This is a genomic window from Amycolatopsis sp. NBC_00345, assembly GCF_036116635.1.
Taxonomy (GTDB): Bacteria; Actinomycetota; Actinomycetes; order Mycobacteriales; family Pseudonocardiaceae; genus Amycolatopsis.
Map to the genome: position 1 here is coordinate 2,541,870 of NZ_CP107995.1, position 21,950 is coordinate 2,563,819.

The 21,950-nt window shown below is 72.5% G+C and carries 20 protein-coding genes and 1 pseudogene; 12 read left to right on the plus strand and 9 right to left on the minus strand.

Annotation, left to right across the window (positions count from 1 at the left end):
- Positions 1 to 171: 171 nt before the first annotated feature.
- A complete protein-coding gene (locus tag OG943_RS11265) occupies positions 172 to 948 on the minus strand; it encodes an SH3 domain-containing protein (protein ID WP_328609672.1) in 777 nt (258 codons plus the stop codon).
- Positions 949 to 1,241: 293 nt separating this feature from the next.
- Positions 1,242 to 2,168, minus strand: coding sequence for a MurR/RpiR family transcriptional regulator (locus OG943_RS11270; protein ID WP_328609673.1), 927 nt, complete (start codon positions 2,166 to 2,168; stop codon positions 1,242 to 1,244).
- Between the two features lie 190 nt (positions 2,169 to 2,358).
- Between OG943_RS11270 and OG943_RS11275 the strand changes: the two genes are divergently transcribed.
- Positions 2,359 to 2,724 (plus strand): YrdB family protein, encoded by a 366-nt coding sequence (locus OG943_RS11275; RefSeq protein WP_328609674.1) that lies wholly within the window; start codon positions 2,359 to 2,361, stop codon positions 2,722 to 2,724.
- A 12-nt stretch (positions 2,725 to 2,736) separates the two neighbouring features.
- On the opposite strand, the gene OG943_RS11280 is transcribed toward OG943_RS11275, so the two are convergent.
- Positions 2,737 to 3,513, minus strand: coding sequence for an FHA domain-containing protein (locus OG943_RS11280; RefSeq protein ID WP_328609675.1), 777 nt, complete (start codon positions 3,511 to 3,513; stop codon positions 2,737 to 2,739).
- Positions 3,514 to 3,569: 56 nt separating this feature from the next.
- On the opposite strand from OG943_RS11280, the gene OG943_RS11285 reads away from it, so the two are divergent.
- A complete protein-coding gene (locus tag OG943_RS11285; protein ID WP_328609676.1) occupies positions 3,570 to 4,052 on the plus strand; it encodes a hypothetical protein in 483 nt (160 codons plus the stop codon).
- A gap of 5 nt (positions 4,053 to 4,057) precedes the next feature.
- Here the strand turns inward: OG943_RS11285 and OG943_RS11290 are convergent, their stop codons facing one another.
- Positions 4,058 to 6,301 carry a serine/threonine-protein kinase gene (locus tag OG943_RS11290; RefSeq protein WP_328609677.1) on the minus strand — a complete coding sequence of 748 codons (2,244 nt, stop codon included), beginning with the start codon at positions 6,299 to 6,301 and terminating at the stop codon, positions 4,058 to 4,060.
- Positions 6,302 to 6,395: 94 nt separating this feature from the next.
- Here OG943_RS11290 and OG943_RS11295 point away from each other — a divergent pair, with 94 nt between their 5' ends.
- On the plus strand, positions 6,396 to 7,994 hold the full coding sequence (locus tag OG943_RS11295; RefSeq protein ID WP_328609678.1) for an acyl-CoA synthetase: 1,599 nt from the start codon (positions 6,396 to 6,398) through the stop codon (positions 7,992 to 7,994).
- A gap of 26 nt (positions 7,995 to 8,020) precedes the next feature.
- On the opposite strand, the gene OG943_RS11300 is transcribed toward OG943_RS11295, so the two are convergent.
- Entirely contained in the window at positions 8,021 to 8,743 is a 723-nt protein-coding gene (locus OG943_RS11300) for a DinB family protein (protein WP_328609679.1), read from the minus strand.
- A 71-nt stretch (positions 8,744 to 8,814) separates the two neighbouring features.
- Entirely contained in the window at positions 8,815 to 9,312 is a 498-nt protein-coding gene (locus OG943_RS11305) for a MarR family winged helix-turn-helix transcriptional regulator (RefSeq protein WP_328609680.1), read from the minus strand.
- 88 nt (positions 9,313 to 9,400) lie between these two features.
- Between OG943_RS11305 and OG943_RS11310 the strand changes: the two genes are divergently transcribed.
- Together OG943_RS11310 and OG943_RS11315 are read left to right on the plus strand one after the other, a co-directional pair.
- Positions 9,401 to 11,674: an FUSC family protein gene (locus OG943_RS11310; RefSeq protein WP_328609681.1), complete on the plus strand. Its 2,274-nt coding sequence runs from the start codon at positions 9,401 to 9,403 to the stop codon at positions 11,672 to 11,674.
- Positions 11,675 to 11,786: 112 nt separating this feature from the next.
- Positions 11,787 to 11,999: a hypothetical protein gene (locus tag OG943_RS11315; protein ID WP_328609682.1), complete on the plus strand. Its 213-nt coding sequence runs from the start codon at positions 11,787 to 11,789 to the stop codon at positions 11,997 to 11,999.
- A gap of 38 nt (positions 12,000 to 12,037) precedes the next feature.
- On the opposite strand, the gene OG943_RS11320 is transcribed toward OG943_RS11315, so the two are convergent.
- Positions 12,038 to 13,126, minus strand: coding sequence for a mandelate racemase/muconate lactonizing enzyme family protein (locus OG943_RS11320; protein WP_328609683.1), 1,089 nt, complete (start codon positions 13,124 to 13,126; stop codon positions 12,038 to 12,040).
- Positions 13,127 to 13,364: 238 nt separating this feature from the next.
- Between OG943_RS11320 and OG943_RS11325 the strand changes: the two genes are divergently transcribed.
- From OG943_RS11325 to OG943_RS11345, 5 genes are all read left to right on the plus strand, one after another.
- On the plus strand, positions 13,365 to 14,300 hold the full coding sequence (locus OG943_RS11325) for an ABC transporter permease (RefSeq protein ID WP_328609684.1): 936 nt from the start codon (positions 13,365 to 13,367) through the stop codon (positions 14,298 to 14,300).
- On the plus strand, positions 14,297 to 15,295 hold the full coding sequence (locus OG943_RS11330) for an ABC transporter permease (RefSeq protein ID WP_328609685.1): 999 nt from the start codon (positions 14,297 to 14,299) through the stop codon (positions 15,293 to 15,295). Before OG943_RS11325 ends, OG943_RS11330 begins: the two co-directional genes overlap by 4 nt.
- 18 nt (positions 15,296 to 15,313) lie before the next feature.
- Positions 15,314 to 17,005 (plus strand): ABC transporter substrate-binding protein, encoded by a 1,692-nt coding sequence (locus tag OG943_RS11335; protein ID WP_328609686.1) that lies wholly within the window; start codon positions 15,314 to 15,316, stop codon positions 17,003 to 17,005.
- 4 nt (positions 17,006 to 17,009) lie between these two features.
- The gene (locus OG943_RS11340) at positions 17,010 to 18,626 is read left to right on the plus strand and encodes an ABC transporter ATP-binding protein (RefSeq protein WP_328609687.1); all 1,617 of its coding nucleotides are present in this window, start codon (positions 17,010 to 17,012) and stop codon (positions 18,624 to 18,626) included.
- A 96-nt stretch (positions 18,627 to 18,722) separates the two neighbouring features.
- Positions 18,723 to 19,265, plus strand: coding sequence for a dihydrofolate reductase family protein (locus tag OG943_RS11345; RefSeq protein ID WP_328609688.1), 543 nt, complete (start codon positions 18,723 to 18,725; stop codon positions 19,263 to 19,265).
- Here the strand turns inward: OG943_RS11345 and OG943_RS11350 are convergent.
- Together OG943_RS11350 and OG943_RS48320 are read right to left on the minus strand one after the other, a co-directional pair.
- Positions 19,248 to 19,631 carry a hypothetical protein gene (locus OG943_RS11350; protein WP_328609689.1) on the minus strand — a complete coding sequence of 128 codons (384 nt, stop codon included), beginning with the start codon at positions 19,629 to 19,631 and terminating at the stop codon, positions 19,248 to 19,250. The genes OG943_RS11345 and OG943_RS11350 overlap by 18 nt on opposite strands.
- Positions 19,632 to 19,677: 46 nt before the next feature.
- Positions 19,678 to 19,803, minus strand: a pseudogene (locus tag OG943_RS48320) (TetR family transcriptional regulator); the annotation flags it as partial.
- Positions 19,804 to 19,827: 24 nt separating this feature from the next.
- On the opposite strand from OG943_RS48320, the gene OG943_RS11355 reads away from it, so the two are divergent.
- Both OG943_RS11355 and OG943_RS11360 read left to right on the plus strand, forming a co-directional pair.
- Positions 19,828 to 20,658 (plus strand): SDR family NAD(P)-dependent oxidoreductase, encoded by an 831-nt coding sequence (locus OG943_RS11355; RefSeq protein ID WP_328609690.1) that lies wholly within the window; start codon positions 19,828 to 19,830, stop codon positions 20,656 to 20,658.
- 112 nt (positions 20,659 to 20,770) lie between these two features.
- Positions 20,771 to 21,946 (plus strand): cytochrome P450, encoded by a 1,176-nt coding sequence (locus OG943_RS11360; RefSeq protein ID WP_328609691.1) that lies wholly within the window; start codon positions 20,771 to 20,773, stop codon positions 21,944 to 21,946.
- Positions 21,947 to 21,950: the final 4 nt, after the last annotated feature.

The window sequence follows — 21,950 nt, forward strand, 5'->3', positions numbered from 1 at the left end:
TTTCGCCGGTGAAGTCGTGCTGTCGACCATGACACGGCCTCCGGGACCGGGAAAACCGCGGAAAACGATTGGGCCCAAGGGGTTGACAGCACGGTCGAGAGGCCCGGGGGACGGCGAAGGCCCCGCCCGGTGTTGCTCCCGGACGGGGCCTTCGGACGCCTGTTACTCGGATCAGTGGTTCACCTTGAACCACGGCTGCGACCAGCCGAGGTAGGTCTGGCCCCACTTGCTCTTGATCTGCGCGATGGTGGTCTGGGTGTAGCTGCCCGCGCCGTTGATGTCGTTCGACAGGAACTGGCCGCCGCCGATCGAGATCATCGTGTGGCCCGAGCCGCCGTTGGAGAAGAACGCCAGGCCGCCCGCCGGCACGTTCTGGTCGCCCGCGTGCTTGTACTGCGCCGGGATCTGCGTCCAGTGCACGTACGCGGTGGTGGAGCCGCTCGCCGAGAAGCCGTAGTTCTGCGCGTTGATGCGGTCGCACCAGCCGTTGTAGGAGTCGATGTTGTTGGTGTGCACGCGGGTCTTGGCGTACGCGACGGCCTGCGCGCAGGTCTTCCCGTCGCCGAGGCCGGTGGTGGAGCAGGTGTTCGCCGGCGGCGTCGGCACGTTGGTGCAGTCCGGGGCGATGCGGCCGTCGGAGCCGGTGTAGACGTAGGTGTCGGTGATGTAGCCGTTGCTGGCCGGCACGTGGTCCCAGACGGTGCTGGTGCCGTACTTGCCGGTCACGCTGTCGCCGGTGGTCTGGCAGTCGATCACGATGGCGGTGCCGTCGGCGATGGTGCCGACGGAGCTCGCGCCGGTGCCCGGGGCGGAGCGCACGGTCAGCGGCGCGCCGGAGTCGGTGTGCACGGTGCCGTTCGAGGCGGCCGCCATGGCCGGCGCCATCCCGCTCAGCGCGACCGCCGCGGCGAAGGCCAGTATCCCCAGCGAGCGTTTCGCGATTCTCATCTTCGGTTCCTCCATCGTCCCCAGTGGGTGTGGGGACAGCCTGGCCGGAGCCGGTACACGCGCCGTACAAAACGGCTCGGGTGCTCTGTTATCTCGTACAAAACGGACACAGAACGGCTCGGGTGGACCCTCGGACTGGCGGCCCGGGCGGCGCCGGGCCATGCGCCCCAATGCGGCGTTGGGTGCGTTGGACGCACCGAACGCCACATTGGGTGCGCTGAGCGCACCGAACGCCACATTGGGGCGGAACAAGGGGGGCCGGGCCGGACGCCGTGCTGATCCGGTGTGGACGGTCAGGACCGCTTGGCGCCGCCCGGCTTGCGGCGCGGCACGTAGTCGCGGCTGTCGCCCTGGATCAGCCGGGAGCGCAACGTGGTGAGCAGCTCGGAGGCGCCCGTGGCGCGGTCCTCGTCGCGGGAGGCGAGGCCCAGCAGGAGGGCGTCGGTCAGCACCTCGGCGCTGAGCATCTCGCCGGTGAAGTTGCTGGGGGAGTGGGTGGCCGTCAGGGTCACGTCCACCCGGTCGCCGAAGAGCGGGCCCAGCGAGTCGGACACCAGCACGGTGCGCGCGCCGACCGCGCGGGCGTGGTCCAGCAGCACCTCGATGTCGCCGAGCAGCCGCCGCGGCAGGTAGAGCACCACGACGTCACCCTCGGCCAGGCCGAGCAGGTCGTCGGCGAGCCGGAAGCCGGTCGCGCCGCTGGACCGGGCGCGCCGGCCCATCCGGTTGAGCCGCAGCGCCAGGTAGTTCGCCAGGTAGCTCGACGGGCCGATGCCGAAGCCGAGCACCTCGCGCGCGCCGTCGAGCAGGTCGACCGCGCGGTCGAACTCCGCCTCCGGCACCTGCCGCCAGGTCTCGGCCAGCCGCTCGGTCGCCTCGGTGAACACGCGGGCGAGCACCGAGGGCGGCGTGCCCTGTTCGCCGGCCACGCTGGTGCGGAGCTGGATCGACGGGCTGGAGTCGGTCACCACCTGCTGGGCCAGGTGCTGGCGCAGCTCGGCGAGCCCGCCGTAGCCGAGCGTCTTCGCGGTCCGGACCACGGTCGCGTCGCTGGTGCCGGTGGCCGCGCCGATCTGCTCCGCGGTCGCGAAGATGGCCTCACGGGAGTGGCCGCGCAGGTACTCGGCGACCAGCCGCTCGGCCCGTGACATCCGGGCGAGCCGCCCGGTGATCCGCTCGGTGAGCGAGCCGCCTTCGGCGGGGCTGGCGTCGTCGGGCATTCGGGTCACACTCCTGTCGGCTCCGCCTGCATCGTAGTGGCCCGCGCCCCACCGCGAAGCGGGACCACTGTGGACGGTGCCGGTCGCGTCGCCCGCGCCCGGTCAGGGTGGCGCGCCCGATGGTGGCCGCCCGGCGGCAAGGTCGACGGTCCTGCATCGCGGGCCCCGCCCGGCCGCTACGCTGCGGGGCATGACCACCTCGACTCCCGTTGTGCGCGGCTTCGCGGGCTTCGTGCTCGCCGTCCGGTTCCTGACGGAGCTGGCGTTGCTCGCGGGGCTCGCCGTGGCGGGTGCGCGCCTCGGCGGCGGCGTGCTGCTCGACATCGTGGGCGCGGTGCTGTGGCCGGCGTTCGCGGCGGTGATCTGGACCCTGGTCATCGCGCCGCGGGCGAAGTGGCGCTCGCCCGAGCCGACGCGTTTCATGCTGGAGTTCGCGCTGTTCGCCATGGCGGCCATCGCGCTGAACGCCGCCGGGCTGCTCCTGGTCGGCATCGTGCTGGCGGTCGTCGGCATCGCGACGGCGGCGGCCGTGCGCGTCTTCGCCAAGGACCGCTGAGCCCGGCCCGGCTCAGTCCAGCCGGTCGAGCGGGGCCAGGTCGGCGCGGGTCAGGGTGTTCGTGGTGCGGGTCAGCTCGGTCAGCAGGTTGCTGTTGAGCGAGTTGCCGATCGGCTCGGGCACCTCGCTGCGCTTGAGCCCCCGCACGCCCCGGGCGGACAGGCGGTCCCGGACCCGGGCGATCACGCGGTCGACCTGCTTGACGTCCCACGGCTCGAGCGCGTCGAGCTTGCGCAGCTCGGCGACCAGCTCCGTGACGTGGGCGCGTCCCATGGGCTGCGGGTGCGCCTCCCGGCGCAGGTACTGCTGGCCCAGCACGGCCAGCACCAGCCGCTCTTCCGCGTCGAGGTCCCAGACGTGCCCGGTCAGCGTCGGGCCCGCCACCGGCAGCGGCCGGTGGTGCTCGGGGGTGTTCACGTGCACCTCGAGCGGGTGCTTGCGCCCGCCCGAGCCGACCACCAGCAGCGTCGTGTAGCCCGGCGGCAGCGGCACCGGGTCGTCGTCGGCGTGCAGCTGGCGCGTGGGGGAGAACTCGATCGGCGTGTGCCCGCTGTTGCTCAGCCACCACCAGCCCTGCCGGTGGACCAGCGCGCCGTGCTCACGGCTGACCCGCTGGTCGTCCTCACCCGCCACCACGCCGTCCGGGCCGGGGCTCCGGCCGAACGGCAGCCGGGCGAACTCCTCGGGCAGCAGCCCGGCCGTGCCGGTGAGGCCGCGGACGACGACGGCGCCGGGGTTCGTCCACGGCGGCTTCGCGGGGGTGGGGCCTTCCACACGGAAGATGGTCAACTCGGGTCCTCTCGAATCGGGGACCGGTCCCGTGCCGGGCCGATACCGTGTCGCGCATGCTTCTTCGTACCAGGCGGGTTCTCGCGGTTTCCGCCGCCTTCGCCGTGCTGCCGGGGGCGCTCGCCGCCTGCGGCAGCACCCCGGCCCCCGCGTCCCCGAGCTCCTCCGCCCCGCTGCCGAAGCCGTCTTCGTCCGCACCGCCGACGTCGCCGAAGGTGCCGGACCGCGAGCCGCACACGCTGGTGCTGAACGCGACCGGCAGCGGCGACATCACCACGATCAAGTACTCCCTCGACGGCGTCGAGAAGCAGACCGGCGCGGTGGACCTGCCGTGGCGCGAGTCGCTGACCGTGGCCGCCGACGGCAAGCCGCACCAGTGGACGCTGGAGATCGACTACTCCGGCGTCCGCACGGGCGGGATCGACATGTTCGCGGTGTTCGACGGCAAGGAGGCCGGCCGCTCGGGCGCCGGGTCCGCCGGGTCGGGCAACACCCACGTGAGCGGCAACGCGTCGGTCGGCGGCACCGTGGACGGCTGAGCCGCTCACACCGGCCCCGCGTCGTGGGTCCACCAGTCGATCATGACAAACGGCTCGTTGCCGCGGTGGGCGACCGCCTCGATGCCGGACTGGTCGTCCGTCCACTTGAGATACCGCTCGCCGCCGTTGTCGTAGGTGCCGCAGGCGAGCCGGCCGGTCCGGCCGTCTCGGGAGTACGGCCGGTCGCCCGAGAAGTCCTTGGGCAGGCTGGTGCACGGGTCCTGGGAATCGCCGGTGCTGTTGAACACCTGGCCCAGGGTGGCGGCGTCGGGCAGCTGGTAGTAGACGACCAGCCCGGCGCCGCTCGTCCGTCCACAGGCGACGGCCGCGACGGCGGTCACCGCGCCCAGGTCCTGCCACTTCTGGTCCGGCGACGGGCGCACGCAGTTCAGCCGTGACTGCGCCGGCACGTGGCCGAGCAGCGTCCGCTCGGCCGGGGCCGGGAAGGCGGGCGCGGCGCTCGTGTTGACCGCGTCGACGATCCGGCTCAGCGGCGCGAGGTGCCACTGCGTCCACCAGCCGCCGGCGGCGTCCGGCGAGGTGGCCGTGACGTGCCCGATCATCGAGAACGCCTCCAGGCTCCAGTCCATCGCGACGGTGCCCTCCGGGCCGGGGTGGCAGAGCACCTGGCCGAGGTCGACGCTGAGCCAGTCGAACCGCGTCGTGCCGAGGAACGGCGTGCCCGGGCACGGGCTGCCGCTCGGTGCCTTGGCCGCGGTGACCAGTCCGGTGAAGGCCGTTCGCAGGGTGGGCAGCGAGGCGAAGCGGTAGTAGGAGACGCGCCGGGCGCCGGTGCCCGCCGGGGTGCAGGTGATGCCGGCGACGGCGCCGGGGTAGGCGTCGAGGTCCGCGGCGGCCGCGCGGGCGCAGCCGGTGCCCGCGGCGACGTCGGTGAGCGCGCTCTCGTCCCGGGTCGGGAAGGCGGGGTTCCCGGTCCAGGCGGTCCACGCCTTCCGCAAGGCGGCGTCGTCGGGGGCCTCCGCGCGGCTGACCGAGTGGGCCGCGTCGTCGGTCCAGACCACAGTGGACGTTCCGCCGCGGGTGTAGCAGAGCGCACGGCCGAGGGCTGGACCCGTTGCGGGGTAACGGTGTTCGCCACCCGTCGCGGCGGTGCAGTCGCCTTGGCGCGGGGCCACGCCGGAGTCGGCGACCGCTGCCGCGTACGCGCTGTCGGCCTGCTTCGAGTCCGCGAACGTGCCCGTCGTCGCGGTCTGGCCGGCCGGGTCCCGGCAGGTGACCGACGACGTGGCCCCGGCGATCGGACGGTCGGCCGTTCCGCAGTCCGCGCGCAGCGCTGCCGGGACACCGGCCAGAGCCGGGCTGTCCGCGTCGGTCGGCCCCTGAGTGGCGAACCAGGTCACGAGCAACGCGACCACCAGCAGCGCGGCGGCAGGCAGGCCCACCAGGCGCAGGCGTCGTTTACGCCGCGCGGCCCGCTCCGCCTCGTGGGTGGTGCGGACGAGGTCGTCGACGAGTTCCCGGCAGGTCGCCGGCCGCGCGGCCGGATCCTGGTCGAGCGCCCGCCGCAGGGCCGGCAGGCCAGGGTGCGTGAAGTCCGAGTGCGCGCCGGGCGGGTGCCCGGCCAGGCAGTGGTAGAGCACGCAGGCGAGCGCGTAGACGTCGGCGGCCGGTCCGACTTCGCGGCCGTCCTCCTGTTCGGGCGCCGCGTAGTACCTCGTGCCGATGAACCCGCCCGTGGCCGTGACCCGGGTCAGCGCGGGGTCGAGGGTGCGGGCGATGCCGAAGTCGCACAGGTAGACGCGGTCGGTGTCGGTCTCCAGCAGGATGTTGCCCGGCTTGACGTCGCGGTGCACCAGGCCCTGGGCGTGCGCCGCGTCGAGCGCGGCGGCGACCGCGCGGCCGATCTCCACGGTCCGCTCGAACGGCAGCCGCCGGTGGTCGAGCACCTTGCCGAGGTCGGTGCCCTCGACGAAGCGCATGGCGAGGTAGCTGAGCTCGCCGTCCTCGGAGTGGCCCGCGTCGTAGGCGGGCACGATGTTCTGGTGGTCGAGCCCCAGCGCGATGCGCGTCTCCCGCTCGAACCGGGCCCGCGCGCCGGGCGCGGCCAGGAACTCCCGGCCGACGACCTTGAGCGCCACCGGGCGGCCGTGCCGGAGGTCGAGCGCGTGGAAGACCTCGCTCATGTTCGTCTGCGACAGCCGCCGGACCAGCCGGAACCGCGGCAGCCGGCCGGTGATGTCCGGCCGGTCCGGCGACTCCGGCACGTCGGTGCTGCTGCTGTCGTCCACGATCTCCCCCGAGGTGAGCCAGGAGCCTACCGAGTGGGCCGAACGGACGCACCGATGGCTTGCGCGGGCCGTTCGCGTGGCCGAGACTCCCGCTATGCCGAGCCTGTTCAGCGCCGAAACCGGTGCAGCGATCCAGCGCGCCCGTCAGCACTCCGTGGGGGACCTGCTCCGCCGGACCGCGTTGCGCCATCCGGACAAGCTCGCCGTGGTGGCGGGCGAACGGCGGGTGGGCTACGCGGAGTTCGACGCGGCGGTGAACCGCTGCGCCCACCGGCTGGCCGCGCGCGGGCTCGCCAAGGGCGACCGGCTGGCGTTGCTGAGCCACAACTCCTGGCAGTACGCGGTGCTGGTGTTCGCCACGGCGAAGCTCGGCGTCGTGCTGGTCCCGGTGAACTTCATGCTCGGCGCGGACGAGATCGCGTTCATCCTGGGGCACGCGGGCGCGTCGGGACTCGTCGCGGAGGACGCGCTGCTCCCGGTGGCGCGCGAGGCGCTGGAGCGCGCGGGGCTCGGCGACGTGGTGCGCGGCCGGATCGGCGGCACCGCCGAAGACTGGGACGATGTGGACGCCTGGATCGACGAGCCCGGCGACGAGAGCACCCCGGACGTCCTCATCGCCGACGACGACCCGCTGCGGCTGATGTACACCTCCGGCACGGAGTCACGGCCCAAGGGCGTGATGCTGTCGAGCCGCTCGCTGATCGCGCAGTATGTCTCCTGTGCGCTCGACGGATCGATGAGCGGCGACGACGTCGAGGTCCATTCCCTGCCGCTGTACCACTGCGCGCAGCTGGACTGCTTCTTCTCCGTCGACGTCTACCTCGGCGCGACGAGCGTGATCCTGCCGGGGCCGGACCCGGCGGCGCTGCTGGCGGCGGTGGAGCGCGAGCGCGCGACGAAGCTGTTCGCGCTGCCGACGGTGTGGATCGCCCTGCTGCGGCACCCGGCGTTCGACACCACGGATTTGTCCAGCCTCCGGAAGGGTTACTACGGCGCGTCGCCGATGCCGGTCGAGGTGCTGCGAGAGCTTTCGCGGCGGCTGCCGGACGTCGAGTTCTGGAACTTCTACGGTCAGACCGAGATGGCGCCGCTGGCCACCATCCTGCGCCCGCACGAGCAACTGCCGAAGGCGGGCTCGGCCGGGCGCGCGTCGCTGAACGTCGAGACGCGCATCGTCGACGCGGAGGGCCGACCGGTGCCGCCGGGCGCGGTCGGCGAGATCGTGCACCGCAGCCCGCACGCGACGCTCGGCTACTACGAGGACGAGGACAAGACCGCCGCCGCGTTCGACGGCGGCTGGTTCCACTCCGGCGACCTCGGCGTGCTGGACGAAGACGGCTACCTGTCCGTCGTCGACCGCAAGAAGGACATGATCAAGACCGGCGGCGAGAACGTGGCGAGCCGTGAGGTGGAGGAAGTCCTTTACCAGCTCGAAGGGGTCGCCGAGGTGGCCGTCTTCGGCGTCGCGCACCCGCACTGGATCGAGGCGGTGACGGCCGCCGTCGTCCCGCTCCCGGGCGTGACGCTGACGCCCGAGGCGGTGATCGCCCACGCGCGCACCCGGCTGGCCGGGTACAAGTGCCCGAAGTACGTCGTGTTCACCGAGTCGCTGCCGAAGAACCCCAGCGGCAAGATCGTGAAGCGCGAGCTGCGCACCCGGCACGCGGACCTGGCCGAGACGACGACCGACTGACGCGACTGACGCGACTGACGCCAGGCTCAGCGTTCCGGCGAAGCTTCCCGGGCCGACAGCTTGTCGAGGTCGCGCACGCAGAAACCGTGGTGTTCGAAGTCTTCGTTGAGCACGGTGCCGAGGCACTGCCGCACCCGCCGCCCTTTGGCGTACGGCGGCCATCGTTCATCGTCGGGCACCGGCGCGGTCCGGGCGAGCTGCTCGGGCGTCACCTCGGCCAGCCACGCCTCGATTTCCGCCGCATGCTTGGCGCGCACGGCGAGCACTTCGTCGAGGCTCGGGCGGGCCGACCGGTCGAGCTCCTGGGCGGGCACGTACTCCGGCCCCAGCCCCATGGCCGTGAAGGGTTCGGTCAGCCCGAGCACACAGCGCCGGAACCACGAGTCGTGCACGAAAACGAGGTGGCGCAGGGTCTCGGTCATCGACCACTCGCCGTCCACGCCGCGGTGCTCGCTGCCCTCGGGCAGGGACCGGACCCGCTCGGCGGTCGCGGCCCAGCCGTCGCGCAGCTGCCGCCAGGCCTCCCTCAGGTCGGCCGGCTCGTCGGAGCGGAGCAGCAGCCGCACCGGGTGCCTGCGGTCGAGTTCGGCTTCGACGTACGGCATCACCTCGACCCCGTTGACCACCAGGCCGGTGACCAGCCCGTCGATCTCGGCGTCCTGCATGACCACGCCGACCAGCCGGGTCCGGCTCAGGTCGCACTCGCGGAACTCCGCGCCGGTGAGGTCTTCGTCCTCGAAGCGTCGCATGCGGGCGAGACTAGTGCCGTCAAGGCCTCCTTACCCGCGTCCCACGCGGGTAAGGAGGCCTTGACGGCCGATCAGTCCGGGGCCGAAACCAGGTAGCGCTGGGCCACGGCGCTGTTGTGCCGGTTCAGCAGGTCCGCGAACGTGCGCAGGTCGTCGGGGGTCCACTCGCCGAGCAGCGCGGCCGTGGTGTCCCGGCGGCGGCAGCGGGTCGCGTCCATCAGCCGGCGGCCTTCCTCGGTCGGGGTGATGATCGTGCGGCGCCGGTCCGAGGCGGCCGGGCCGCGCTCGACCAGGCCCTTGCCCAGCATCGCCGAGGCCTGCCGGCCGGCGGTGGACGGGTCCAGGCCCAGCGCCCCGGCCAGCGTGCCGATGTCCGCCGAGCCCAGCTCGTCGAGCATCCGCAGCAGCAGGTACTCCGACTGGTCCAGCTCGGCGTAGACGCCGGTGCGCCGCCGCAGCAGCTCGAAATTGCGCACGAGCACGGCCGTGGCCAGCTCCAGGACGTCCAGCGCGTCGCCGGTCTCGGCGAGCCGATCGGCCAGTTCGCCGGCGTGGAAGGTCCGCTCCATGGACGAGTCCTCCGAAACACCTGTATGACACCGATAATTACCGGTATCATACCGAGGATCACTCATTTCGCCGGGAAAGGTGGGTTCTGTGCTGCCCAGGGGGACCGAGATCTGGGACCGGATCGTCGCTTCGGACCCGGGTCTGAGCCGGCTGCGCACCGCCGGTTCGGCGACCGTGGCGATGGGGAGCGCGCTCGGGGTCGAGTACGCGTTCGCCAAGGCCAGTGGCGCCGATTCGATGGGCACGATCATCTCGATGCTGCTCGGCGCCATCGTCGCGATGATGGGCTCGATGGCGCTGGGCGACGGCAGCAGTGCGTGGGTGAAGGCCCGCACGGCGGTGTTCTTCCCGGTCGCGCTCGGCCTCGGAATGCTGCTCGGGGTCGCGGTGGGCACGAACGCCGACCTGATGCTCGGGGTGTTCGTCGCGGTGATGTTCGTCGCGGTGTTCGTCCGGCGCTTCGGCCCGGCGTTCTTCTTCTACGGCTTCATGGGCTGGATGGGGTACTTCTTCGCGTCGTTCCTGCACGCGACGCTCGCGATGCTGCCCGCGCTGCTGGTCGCCATCGTGCTCGGGACGGCGTGGGTGCTGCTGCTCTCGGTCACCGTCCTGCGCACGAACTCGACCCGCACGCTGCGCCGGGTGGTGCGCGCCTTCGACGCCCGCGGCCGCGAGCTGACCCGGACGTGCGCCGACCTGCTGGCGAACACCGACCCGAAGCGGGAGCGCCGCCTGCGCCGCCGGCTGCAGGCGCGGCAGGCCCGGCTCGCCGAGGCGGCGCTGATGGTGGAGGGCTGGTCGGCCCAGCCCGGCGCGCTGCCCGCGGGCCGCTCGCCCGGCGCGCTGCGGCGGTCGATGGTCGACGCCCACCACCTGCTGGACCAGCTGGCCACGGCGGCCGACGCGCTGGTGCGCAGCGGCTCGGGCCTCAGCGTGCTCGCGGCGGAGGTCGCGGCCCGGCTGGCCCGCCGCGACGACCGCGGCGCGAGCGAGGTCGCGTACCGGCTGGCGAGCCTGGCCGAGCGCGCGGGCGGCACGGCGGGCGGCTGGTGGCCGGCCCGGCACTTCGCCGCCGCCGCGCTCGAGGTCGTCACGGTCCTGAACGACGCCCCCCGGCCGGAGGACCAGGGCGCCGAGGTGGTGGACGACTTCGAGCCCGCGGTCGGCCTCGCGTTCGGCAACCTGCCCGGCTCGGCGGCCATGGCTGGCGACGTGCCGGCCCGCCACCGCGGCTGGAACCCGTTGTCGCGCCTGGACTTCGTCAGCCGCCAGGCGATTCAGGGCGCCATCGCGGGCGGGCTGGCGATCCTGGTCGGCAAGGAGCTGTCTTCGGCGCGGTACTACTGGGCGGTGCTCGCCGCGTTCATCATGTTCACCGGCACGGCGACGCGCACCGAGACGTTCCTCAAGGGCTTCAACCGGGTGCTGGGCACGCTGGTCGGCCTGCTCGCGTCGATCGGCTTCGCCGAGCTGACGGCGGGCAACACCGCGGCCGTGCTGATCACCATCTGCGGCGCCATGTTCTGCGGCTTCTACCTGCTGCGCCTGTCGTACGCCTACATGATCTTCTTCATGACCATCATGATCGGCCAGCTCTACACCGTGCTGCACGAGTTCTCCGCGGGCCTGCTGGTGCTCCGCCTGGAGGAGACGGCGGCGGGCGCGGCGGTCGGGCTGGTGGTCGCGCTGCTCGTCACGCCACTGTCCACACGCGACACCGTGCGCACCGCGCGGGACAACCTGCTGGCCGCGCTGGGGGAGCTGCTCACCGCCGCCGCGGCGCGGCTGGACCGACAGCGGAGCGGGCCCACCGCGGACTTCGACGCGCTCGCCCGCGCCCTCGACCACCGCTTCTACCAGCTCGCGCTCGTCGCGCGGCCGCTCAAACGGCCGATCCTCGGCGGCACGACCTCACCGCGGCTGCGGCACCGGCTCTCGCTCTACGCCGCGCTGGCGACCCACGGCCGGGCGCTGGCCGTCGCGGTGCGCTGGCCTTCGAGCACCTGCGCCGCGCACCCGGACGGGCCGGTCGCGGCGTGCACGGCGCTGGCCGCGGCCGTCGGCGAGCTGGCCGCCGCGCTCCCGGGAGACCCGCAGCCGGCGGCGGCGCGCCCGCTGGCCCAAGCCGACGTCGCGCTGTTCGCCTACACCCCGGCCGCGCCGGGCGAGCGCGCGAAGGACCCGGTGCTGCGCGCGTTGAGCCACGTTTACCACGTGCTGCGCGACCTCACCGCGACCGGCCCGGTCGACCTGCGGGCCGCCCCGTCGCTGCCCACCACGACCGTGCCGCGGCTCTACCGCCAGGTGCGGGCGGGCCTGCCCGAGGCCAACACCGCGCTGCCGCGGGCCGGGGAAGGCTGACCTCCGCGCACACCTCTTGCCCGGAACGCCCTCCCTCCCGGCGAAACCGCGGCCACCGGCGGCCGGTCGCGGTTTCCTGGTGGTGCTGGGGCTCACGGGTGAGGAGGCGGCGATGCCTGCGGGAACACGGAATCCGGTCCGGCTGTGCCAGTGCGTGTGCGCGGTGCTCGGCCACCACCACGAGGTCTGCGACGAGATCGTGGCGCCCGGCGCGTTCGTCGCCATGCCAGCGCCCTCGGGCGTGCGCCCGGTGCCCGCGTGCCTCGGCTGTCACGCCGCCGCGCGGGTCCCGGCTCGGGCGGGGAGCAGCGGCGCGCACAGGTAGCCGGCTGACGAGGTCGTCGCCGACGTCCGCGGCAGGGCTCAGGCGACCCGGCGGTTGTCCATCGCGTCGCGGTCCCAGGCGATGCCCAGGCCCGGGGACTCCGGCGCGACCGCGTGCCCGTCCTCGATCGTCATCTCCGCGGTGGTGATCGCGCGCAGCTGCGGGATGTGCTCGACGTACCGGCCGTTCGGGATCGCGGCGGTGAGGCTCACGTGCAGCTCCATCAGGAAGTGCGGGCAGACCTCGACCTGGTACGCCTCGGCCAGGTGCGCCACCTTGAGCCACGGCGTGATCCCGCCGATGCGCGCGACGTCCACCTGCACGATCGACGCCGCGCCGCGGTGCAGGTAGTCGCGGAACTGCGCGAGCGAGTACATCGACTCGCCGACGGCGATGGGGATCGAGGTGGTCGCGGCCAGCCGCGCGTGCCCGGAGACGTCGTCGGCGGGCAGCGGCTCCTCCAGCCAGAACAGGTCCAGCGGCTCGAACGCCCGCGCCCGCCGTACCGCTTCGGCCGCGGTCATCGACTGGTTGGCGTCCACCATCAGGTCGAACCGCGGGCCGACGGCCTCGCGCACGGCGGCGAGCCGTTCCAGGTCCTCGTGGGCGGTCGGCTTCCCGACCTTGACCTTGACGCCGCCCCAGCCCGCGGCCGCGGACTTCTCCGCCCCGGCCACCAGCTCGTCGGTGGTCAGGTGCAGCCAGCCGCCTTCGGTGTCGTACAACGGAATCCGGGGACCGAACCCGCCCGCGACCCGCCAGAGCGGCTCACCCGCGCGCCGGCATTTGAGGTCCCACAGCGCGGTGTCCACGGCGGCCAGCGCGAGCGAGGTGATCGCGCCGACGGTGGTCGCCCGCGTCGAGGCGAACAAGTCCCGCCAGACGCCCTCGACCCGCCGCGAGTCCTGCCCGACGAGCCGGGGGAGCAGGTGGTCCCGCAGCAGCGCGAGCACGGCCGTGCCACCGGTGCCGATCGTATAGGAGTAACCGAGGCCGGTGGCGCCGTCGGCGGTGGCCAGCTCGACGAAGATCGTCTCCTGCTTGAGGAACGCCTGCACCGCGTCGGTGCGGGTCTGCTCCACTTCCAGGTCGACGAGAAACGCTTCGGCCTTCGTGACGGCAGCCACCGGTCCTCCCTCGCTGAGTCCGCAAAATCCTATAGGATATTCGGAATCGAATTCTCGCGGTCCGGTTGATCGGCTGTCAACAGCGGTGGTCTTTTGTCCTTTTCGGGCGTCCTGGTGCGAAGTCGGACGCGCGGCAGTACGTTGTCCAGCATGTGGGAGCCACTACGCCAACATGGTGAATTCCCTTCGTGTTCTTTAGAGTCCGGTCGTCCGGATCCATTGAGTCGCTAGGGAACCGTTGTCCGACATCCTGTCGCCGGGTGGTCCACCCGTGCCCGCCGCGGCTTCGCGCACCCTCTGGCGCGCGCTGAGGCGCGATCGCTGGGCGCAGGCCAGCGCCGTGATCATCGTGCTGATCGTCGTGGCCGCCGTCGCCGCGCCGCTGCTGGCGCTCATCGAGGGCCAAGACCCGTACACGTACCACACCGAACTGCTGAATCCCTCGAACGGCGCCGGGGCCGGTGCGCTCGGCGGGATCAGCGGCAGCCACTGGTTCGGTGTGGAGCCGCTGACCGGGCGCGACCTGTTCGCGATCGTCACCTACGGCGCGCGCACGTCGTTCCTCATCGGCGTCGCGGCCACCGCGGTCTCGGTGGTCCTCGGGGTCGTGCTCGGCGCGAGCGCCGGTTACGTCGGCGGCTGGTGGGACTCGGTGGTGAGCCGGGTGACCGACGTGCTGCTCGGCTTCCCGCAGCTGATCTTCATGATCTCGCTCGGCGCCGTGGCCCCGGCCGCCATCCCGCGGCCGCTGCTGCTGATCACCGTGATCGGGCTGTTCGGCTGGCCGCGCGTCGCCCGGGTGGTCCGCGCGCAGACGCTCAGCCTGCGCGGGCGCGACTTCGTCCGCGCGGCCCGGGCGCTCGGCGCGGGCGGGGTGCACGTGTTCCGCCGCGAGCTGCTGCCGAACCTGTGGGCGCCGATCATCGTGCTGAGCACCGTGACCATCCCGGCGAACATCGGGTTCGAGGCCGCGCTGTCGTTCCTCGGCGTCGGCATCCCGCCGCCCACGCCGAGCTGGGGCCGGTCCATCAGCGACGCGATCAACTGGGTGCAGTCCGACCCGATGTTCCTGATCTTCCCCGGCGCCGCCCTGTTCATCGCGACGCTGGCGTTCAACATGCTCGGCGACGGGCTGCGCGACGCGCTCGACCCGAAGACGGCGGTACGCCGGTGAACCGCACCCTCCGTTTTCTCGGCGGCCGGCTCGGCGGCATGCTCGTGGTGCTGCTGGTGGTCAGCTTCGCCACGTTCGCCGTGTTCTACCTGCTGCCCACGGACCCGGCGCTGATGTCCTGCGGCAAGCCGTGCACCCCGGAGAACCTGGCGATCGCGCGGGAGTTCATGGGCTTCGACAAGCCGTGGATCCAGCAGTACTTCGACTTCCTCGGCGGCATCTTCGGCGGCCGCACCTTCGGCACCGGCGTGACGACGATCGTCTGTAATGCGCCGTGCTTCGGCTATTCGTTCCAGCAGAACGAGCCGGTGCTGTCGCTGATCGGCGACCGGCTGCCGGTCACGGTCTCGCTCGCCGTGGGCGCGTCGATCATCTGGCTGATCGCCGGCGTCGCCACCGGGGTGTTCTCCGCGCTGCGCCGCGGAAAGGCCTCGGACCGGGTGGCGATGACCATCACCCTGGCCGGCGTCTCGGCCCCGGCGTACCTGGTGGGCCTGCTCGGGATCCTGCTGTTCGGCTTCACCCTCGACGTGGTGCCGGTCAGCGGGTACGTCGCGCTCGCGCAGAGCCCGGTCGACTGGGCCTGGCACCTGGTGCTGCCGTGGCTGGTGCTGGCGTTCATCAACGCCGCGGTGTACGCCCGGCTCTCCCGCGGGCAGATGCTGGAGATCCTCGGCGAGGACTTCATCCGGACCGCGCGCGCCGTCGGGCTGCCCGAGCGGACCGTGATCGGCAAGTACGCGCTGCGCAACGTGCTGCTGCCGGTGATCACGGTGTTCGCCGTGGACCTCGGCGCGCTGCTCGGCGGCGCGGTGATCACCGAGCGGGTGTTCGCGCTGCCCGGCCTCGGCGGCCTGATGGTCGACGCCGTGCACCAGGTGGACCTGCCGGTGCTGATGGGCGTGACGCTGTTCGCCGCCTTCTTCGTCATCCTCGCCAACTTCGTGGTGGACGTGCTCTACGGAGTGCTCGACCCCCGCGCCCGGCTCACGTAGGCAAGAAAGGGAAACACCATGGACCGCAGAGACTTCCTGAGGGCAGTGGGCCTCACGGCCGGCGTGTCGGGGGCCGCGGCGTTCCTCGCCGCGTGCAACGCGAACGAGCAGTCCGGCAGCGGCGGCCAGTCCGCCGCCGTGTCGGCCGGCGGCACGCTGTACATCCTCACCGACCAGACCTCGCAGCACCTGGACCCGGCGAAGAGCCAGAACCTGGCGATCACCACCACCGGCCTGATCCACCGGAAGCTGACCGCGTGGAAGACCTCCGCCGACAGCCCGGCGACCGTGGTGCCGGACCTGGCCACCGACACCGGCCGCGCGAGCGCCGACGGCAAGACCTGGACGTTCACCCTCAAGGACGGCCAGAAGATGGCCGACGGCACGCCGATCACCAGCGCGGAGATCAAGTACGGCATCGAGCGCTCGTTCGACGCGGCGTTCTCCGGCGGGCTCGGCTACCACAAGACACTGCTGGAGGGCGGTTCCTCCTACACCGGCCCGTTCAAGGGCGGCGACCTCGCCTCGATCGAGACGCCGGACGCGAAGACGATCGTGTTCCACCTGACCCGGCCGTACGGCGACTGGCCGTGGATCGTCAGCATGCCCGCGTTCTCGCCGGTGCCGAAGGGCAAGGGCACGGACGCGAGTTACGACTCCACCCCGGTCTGCTCGGGCCCGTACCAGGTGGCCGCCTACACCAAGGGCGTCGAGGTCCGGCTCACCCGCAACCCGAACTGGGACGCCAAGTCCGACCTGGCGCGCAACGGCCTGCCGGACGCGGTCGTGATCCAGCTGGGCCAGGAAACCGGCGTGGTCGCCCAGCGGCTGCTGGCCAGCTCCGGCAACGACGCGACCGCTTTCGGCTCGTCGTTCGTCAACCCCGCGCAGCTCGCGCAGGTCCGGAGCAACCCGGCGGCGAAGAACCAGCTCGTCACCTCGAAGTCCGGCGCGCTGGCCTACCTCGCGCTCAACACGAAGCGCGGCCCGCTGGCGAATCCCCAGGTGCGCCAGGCGTTCCAGTACGCGGTGGACAAGACCGCGTACCAGATCGCCAGCGCGGGCAGCGCCGACCTGGCCGGCCCGATCGCCACCACGCTGATCACCGAGGGCATCGCCGGGCGCGAGGTGTTCGACCTCTACCCGGCACCGCCGAACGGCGACGTGGCCAAGGCGAAGCAGCTGCTCGCCGAGGCCGGCTTCCCGAACGGGATCGACAACCTGGACTTCCCGGTGTCCACCGCGAACAACGACGCCGACAAGGCCCAGGCGCTGCAGGCCGCGCTGCAGCGGGCCGGCATCCGGACGAAGCTGCGCCCGCTCGACGACGACGCTTGGACGGCTGTGGTCACCGGCAACGACGGCTCGTACGACCTGACGCTCGGCTCGTGGCAGCCGGACTTCCCCAGCGCCAACGCGAACATCGAGCCGCTGTTCGGCACCTCGGAGATCGGCAACGGCGGCTACAACGAGGCGCGCTACTCGGTGCCCGAGGTGGACGCGCTGATCGCGCAGGCGCAGGGCACCGTCGACGTGGCGGCCGCGGGCAAGCTGTGGGCGCAGGCCGACCGGCGGATCCTGCAGGACTCGCCCGTGGTCCCGCTGATCTACACGCGCAACTCGTTCCTGCACGGCTCGAAGGTCGGCGACTTCACCATCGGCGAGTTCCCGGCGTACCCCAACTACCTCCAGATCGGGCTGGCGAAGTAGGGCCGTGACCGAACAGCTGCTCGCCCTCCGCGACGTCTCGATCCGGTTCGGGGACGTCGAAGCTGTCCGCGGGATCGGCTTCGAGGTGGCCCCCGGCGAGGTCCTGGCCCTGGTCGGGGAGTCCGGCTCGGGCAAGTCGGTGACCGCGATGTCGCTGCTGGGCCTGCTGCCGCCGACCGCGACGGTCACCGGGTCCGCCGTCCTTTCCGGACGCGAGCTGTACACCTTGGACACCGCGGCGATGCGCGGGGTCCGCGGCGGTGAGATCGGCATGGTCTTCCAGGAGCCGATGAGCGCGCTGAACCCGGTGTTCCGCATCGGCACGCAGCTCGTCGACGCCGTGCGCGCGCACCGCGACGTGTCGCGGGCGGAAGCGAAGAAGCGGGCGTGGGAGCTGCTGGAACTGGTCGAGCTGGACGCGGGGCGGGTGCTGCGGTCGTACCCGCACGAGCTGTCCGGCGGCCAGCTGCAGCGCGTGGTGATCGCGGCGGCGCTGGTGCACGAGCCCGCCCTGCTCGTCGCGGACGAGCCGACCACCGCGCTGGACGTGACGGTGCAGGCCGGGATCCTGGAGCTGCTGCGCTCGCTGCGGGACCGGCTGGGCACGGCGATCCTGCTGGTCACCCACGACATGGGCGTGGTCGCCGACCTCGCCGACCGGGTCGTGGTGCTGCGCGAGGGCCAGGTGGTCGAGCAGAACTCCGTCACGGAGCTGTTCGCCGCACCGAAGGCGGCGTACACGCGGGAACTGCTGGACGCCGTGCTGTCGCTCGGCAGCGGGGCCGACGAGGAGCCCGCGTCGGAGGCCGAGGCGCTGGTTTCGGTGCGGGACCTGGAAGTCACCTACCGCCGACGCGGTGGCGCGGCGCCGGTGCGCGCGGTCGACGGCGTCAGCCTGAGCGTGGCGGCCGACGAGGTGCTCGGCCTGGTGGGCGAGTCCGGTTCGGGCAAGAGCACGATCTCGTCGGTGCTGACCGGGCTGGTGACTCCGTCGGCCGGCTCGGTCAGCGTGGCCGGGATCGACCTGGCGACGGCGTCGGCGCGGCAGTGGCGCGAGGTGCGGCGGCAGATCGGGATCGTGTTCCAGAACCCGGCCTCCGCGCTCAACCCGCGGGCGACGATCGGCGCGACCATCGCGGAACCGCTGGTGGTGCACGGGTTCGGCGGCGACCACCGGGCCAGGGTGACCGAGCTGCTGACCGCCGTCCGGCTCGATCCACAGTGGACCGGACGGTACCCGCACGAGCTGTCCGGCGGCCAGCGCCAGCGCGTCGGCATCGCCCGCGCGCTGGCCCTGCGGCCCCGGCTGCTGATCGCGGACGAGCCGACCAGCGCCCTGGACGTCTCGGTGCAGGCGTCGGTGCTGGCCCTGCTGGCCGAGCTGCAGCGGGAGCTGGCCTTCGCCTGCCTGTTCATCAGCCACGACCTGGCGGTGATCGAGCAGGTCGCCGACCGGGTCGTGGTGCTGCACCGCGGCAAGGTCGTGGAGGAGGGCTCGGTGGCGTCGGTGCTGGGCTCGCCGCGCGAGGACTACACACGGCGCCTGGTGGCGGCCGCGCCCGTCGCGGACCCGGCGCGGCAGCGTGAGCGCCGGGAGGCCTGGCGCGCCCTGCCCCGCTGAGTCGATCCGGTGCTGGGCCGATCAGTGCTGGGCCGATGAGTTTCCGGTCCGCCGCCCGTCCGTACGGGGGCAGATTCGGAAACAGGGAGGCAGGACATGGGCAAGCTGCTGTACTCGGCCACGATGTCGCTCGACGGCTTCATCGCCGGGCCGGGCGGGGACATGGGGTGGTTCGGCGCGTACCTCGGGCCGAACCCGGTGGTCGGCGAGCTGATCGGCGACATCGGGGCGCTGCTCGTCGGCGCGCGCACGTTCGGCGGGGACGACCCGCACCGCGGCACCGAGCGTGAGGGCAAGGCGTTCGGCGGCGGCTGGGAGGGACCGCAGTTCGTGCTCACCCACCACGCGCCGGCCGAGCCGGTGCCCGGGGTGACGTTCGTGGCCGACCTGGCCGGCGCGGTGGCCGCGGCGAAGGCGGCGGCGGGGGAGAAGTACGTCAACGTCCTCGGCGCCACGGTCGCGCGGGGATGCCTCGAAGCGGGGCTGCTCGACGAGGTCTTCGTGTGCGTCGTGCCGGTGCTGCTCGGCGGTGGGGTCCGGCTGTTCGACCGGCCGGACGGGACGCCCGTGCAGCTCGAACGGCTGCACCAGAGCGAGGCGGGCGGGGCGACGAACCTCTGGTTACGCGTCGTCGGCTGACACCAGTCCGATGAGGACAGCCCGGGTCAGGTGCTCCAGCCGGGGCGCGAAGTCGACCACGGCGTGGCCGAGCCGCGGGTCCTCGGCGTAGAGCTGCGCGAGCGTGTCCGGCGGGTGCGACGTCTGCCAGAGCGAGGCGGCCAGTGCCGTCACGGCGGCGACGACGTTGCGCCCGCCGGTCGCGCCGAGGCCGGGCAGGGCGCGGGTGAGCAGCTCGACCAGGTCGTCGAGGGCGTCGAGGGCGGACAGCTTGAAGCTCCGTACCGACTCCAGCGACACGTGCCGCTCCAGTGTGAGCGGCGCGTGCGCGAGCAGTTCGCAGAACAGCGGCCGGTCCGTGAGCGAGCGCGTGATCGCGGCGGCCACGACGGAGGGGGTCGCGTCCGTCCGTCCAGCTGAGGTGCAGGTAGATCTCCTCGCGCGTCTCGAAATACCGCAACAGCGCGGATTTGTGCACGCCCACCTCGCCTGCCATGTCGCCGAGGTCCACCGAGCGCACGCCGTTGCGCGTCGCCAGTTCGCGCGCCGCGGTGAGGATCGCTTCGTCGGAGGGAACACGGACATGGGCAAGGTCTGGCTGGTCACGGGCGGTTCACGGGGGCTGGGCCGGGCGGTGGTGGAGGAGGCGCTGGCGGCCGGCCACCAGGTCGTCGCCACGGCGCGGAGCATCGACTCGCTCAAGGACCTCGACGAACGCCACGCGGACACGCTGCTGCGCTTCCCGCTCGACGTCACCGATCCCGCGCAGGCGGAGGCGGCCGTCGCGGCGGCGGTGGAGCGGTTCGGGAAGCTGGACGTGGTGGTGAACAACGCGGGCTACGCGAACATGGCGTCCGTCGAGGAGCTCGACCTGGACGACTTCCGCGCGCAGATGGAGGCGGTCTTCTTCGGCACCGTGCACGTCACCAAGGCGGCGCTGCCGGTGTTCCTCGCGCAGCATTCGGGCCACTTCATCCAGGTCACCTCGATCGGCGGCCGCGGCACCGCGCCGGGCGTTTCCGCTTACCAGAGCGCGAAATTCGCGACGGAGGGCTTCTCCGGCGTGCTGAACGACGAGGTCTCGCGGCTCGGGGTCAAGGTCACCATGGCCGAGCCGGGCCTGATGCGCACCGACTGGTCCGGCCCGTCCATGACCGTCCGGCCGTACCAGCCGGAGTACGAGCCCACGATCGGCCCGCTGCTCAAGCACCTGGCCGACGCCCGCGGCGCGGAGCCGATCGACCCGGCCAAGGTCGCGCGGGTGTTCCTCGAAATCGCCGGGCTGGACGAGCCGCCGCTGCACCTGGTGCTGGGCCGCGACGCCGTCGAGATGATCAAGGCCGGCACGGAAAAGCTGAGGGCGGAGGACGCCCGGTGGGCGGAACTCGGCCGCTCCGTCGACTTCGCGAGCTGACCGGCGGCGACCACGCGGTGTACTCGATCGCGCGGGGTTTCCGCCCGCGTGGCCGATGCCGGGCGCGCCGGGGCGGCCCTACGGTGGTTGTCCCTGCGAGTCGGGAGGACGCATGGCCAAGTCGGTCGAGGAGATCCTGGCGAACGTCGACCTCTACGCCGAAGACCAGCGCGAGAACCTGCTGGCGGCGGCCGCGGCCGCGCGCACCCGGAGCCCGATCCCGCACACCGGCGCCGACGGTGGCTACCACGTGCTCACCCGCTACGAGGACGTGCGCACCGTCTGCGCGGACCCCGAGCGGTTCAGCTCCGGGCAGCCGAGCATCCGCGGCGTGCCGGTGCGGGTGATCCCGATCGACACCGACCCGCCGGCGCACCGGGAGTACCGCAAGATCCTCAACCCGTACTTCTCGCGGAACTTCCTGCTGCGTTACGAGGAACAGATGCGGGAGATCGCCCGCGCCGCCGTCGCGTCCTTTGTGGACAAGGGAGTGTGCGACGTCGTGCAGGACTTCGCGATCCCGTTCAGCGCCGGCTCGCTGGCGAAGATCGTGTTCGCCACGGAGAACCAGGATCTCGTGGCCCGCGGGGTCGCTGCGGCGAAGCAGGCGGCGCTGACGAGCAGCCCCGAGTCGTTCCAGGCGCTGGCGGGTTTGGCGATGGAGGCGCTGGCCGAAGTCGAAGGCGCCGGCGGCGAGGACACCGTGCTGCGCGCGCTGGTGACGGCGACCGTCGGCGGCCGCCCGCTCACACTGGAGGAGCGGCTGGGCATCGTGACCACGCTGTTCCTCGGCGGCCTCGACACGACCCGCGGCGTGATCGCGAACATCGCCTACCACCTCGCGACCCGCGCGGACGTCGAGCCGATCCTGCGCCGCCCGGACGGCTGGCAGCGCGAGCTGGAGGAGTTCCTGCGCTACGAGACGACCGTCGCGTTCATGGCGCGCACCGCCGTCCGCGACACCGAGGTCGGCGGCGTGCCGGTGAAGGAGGGCGACCGGATCGCGGTGCTCTTCGCGGCGGCCAACCGCGACCCGGTGTGGTTCGAGCGCCCGGACGAGCTGGTGTTCGACCGCCCGAACGTGCCCCACCTGGCGTTCGGCTTCGGCATCCACCGCTGCCTCGGCCTGCACTTCGCCCGCGTCCAGCTGGCGATCGCGTTCGAGGAACTCCTGGCGCGCACCACGAACTTCCGCCTCGCGGACGGCGCGGAGATCTCGCGGCAGGTGGGCCTGTCGCTGAACAGCCCGCACCGGCTCGACGTCACTTTCGACGCCCTACCTGCTTGACCGG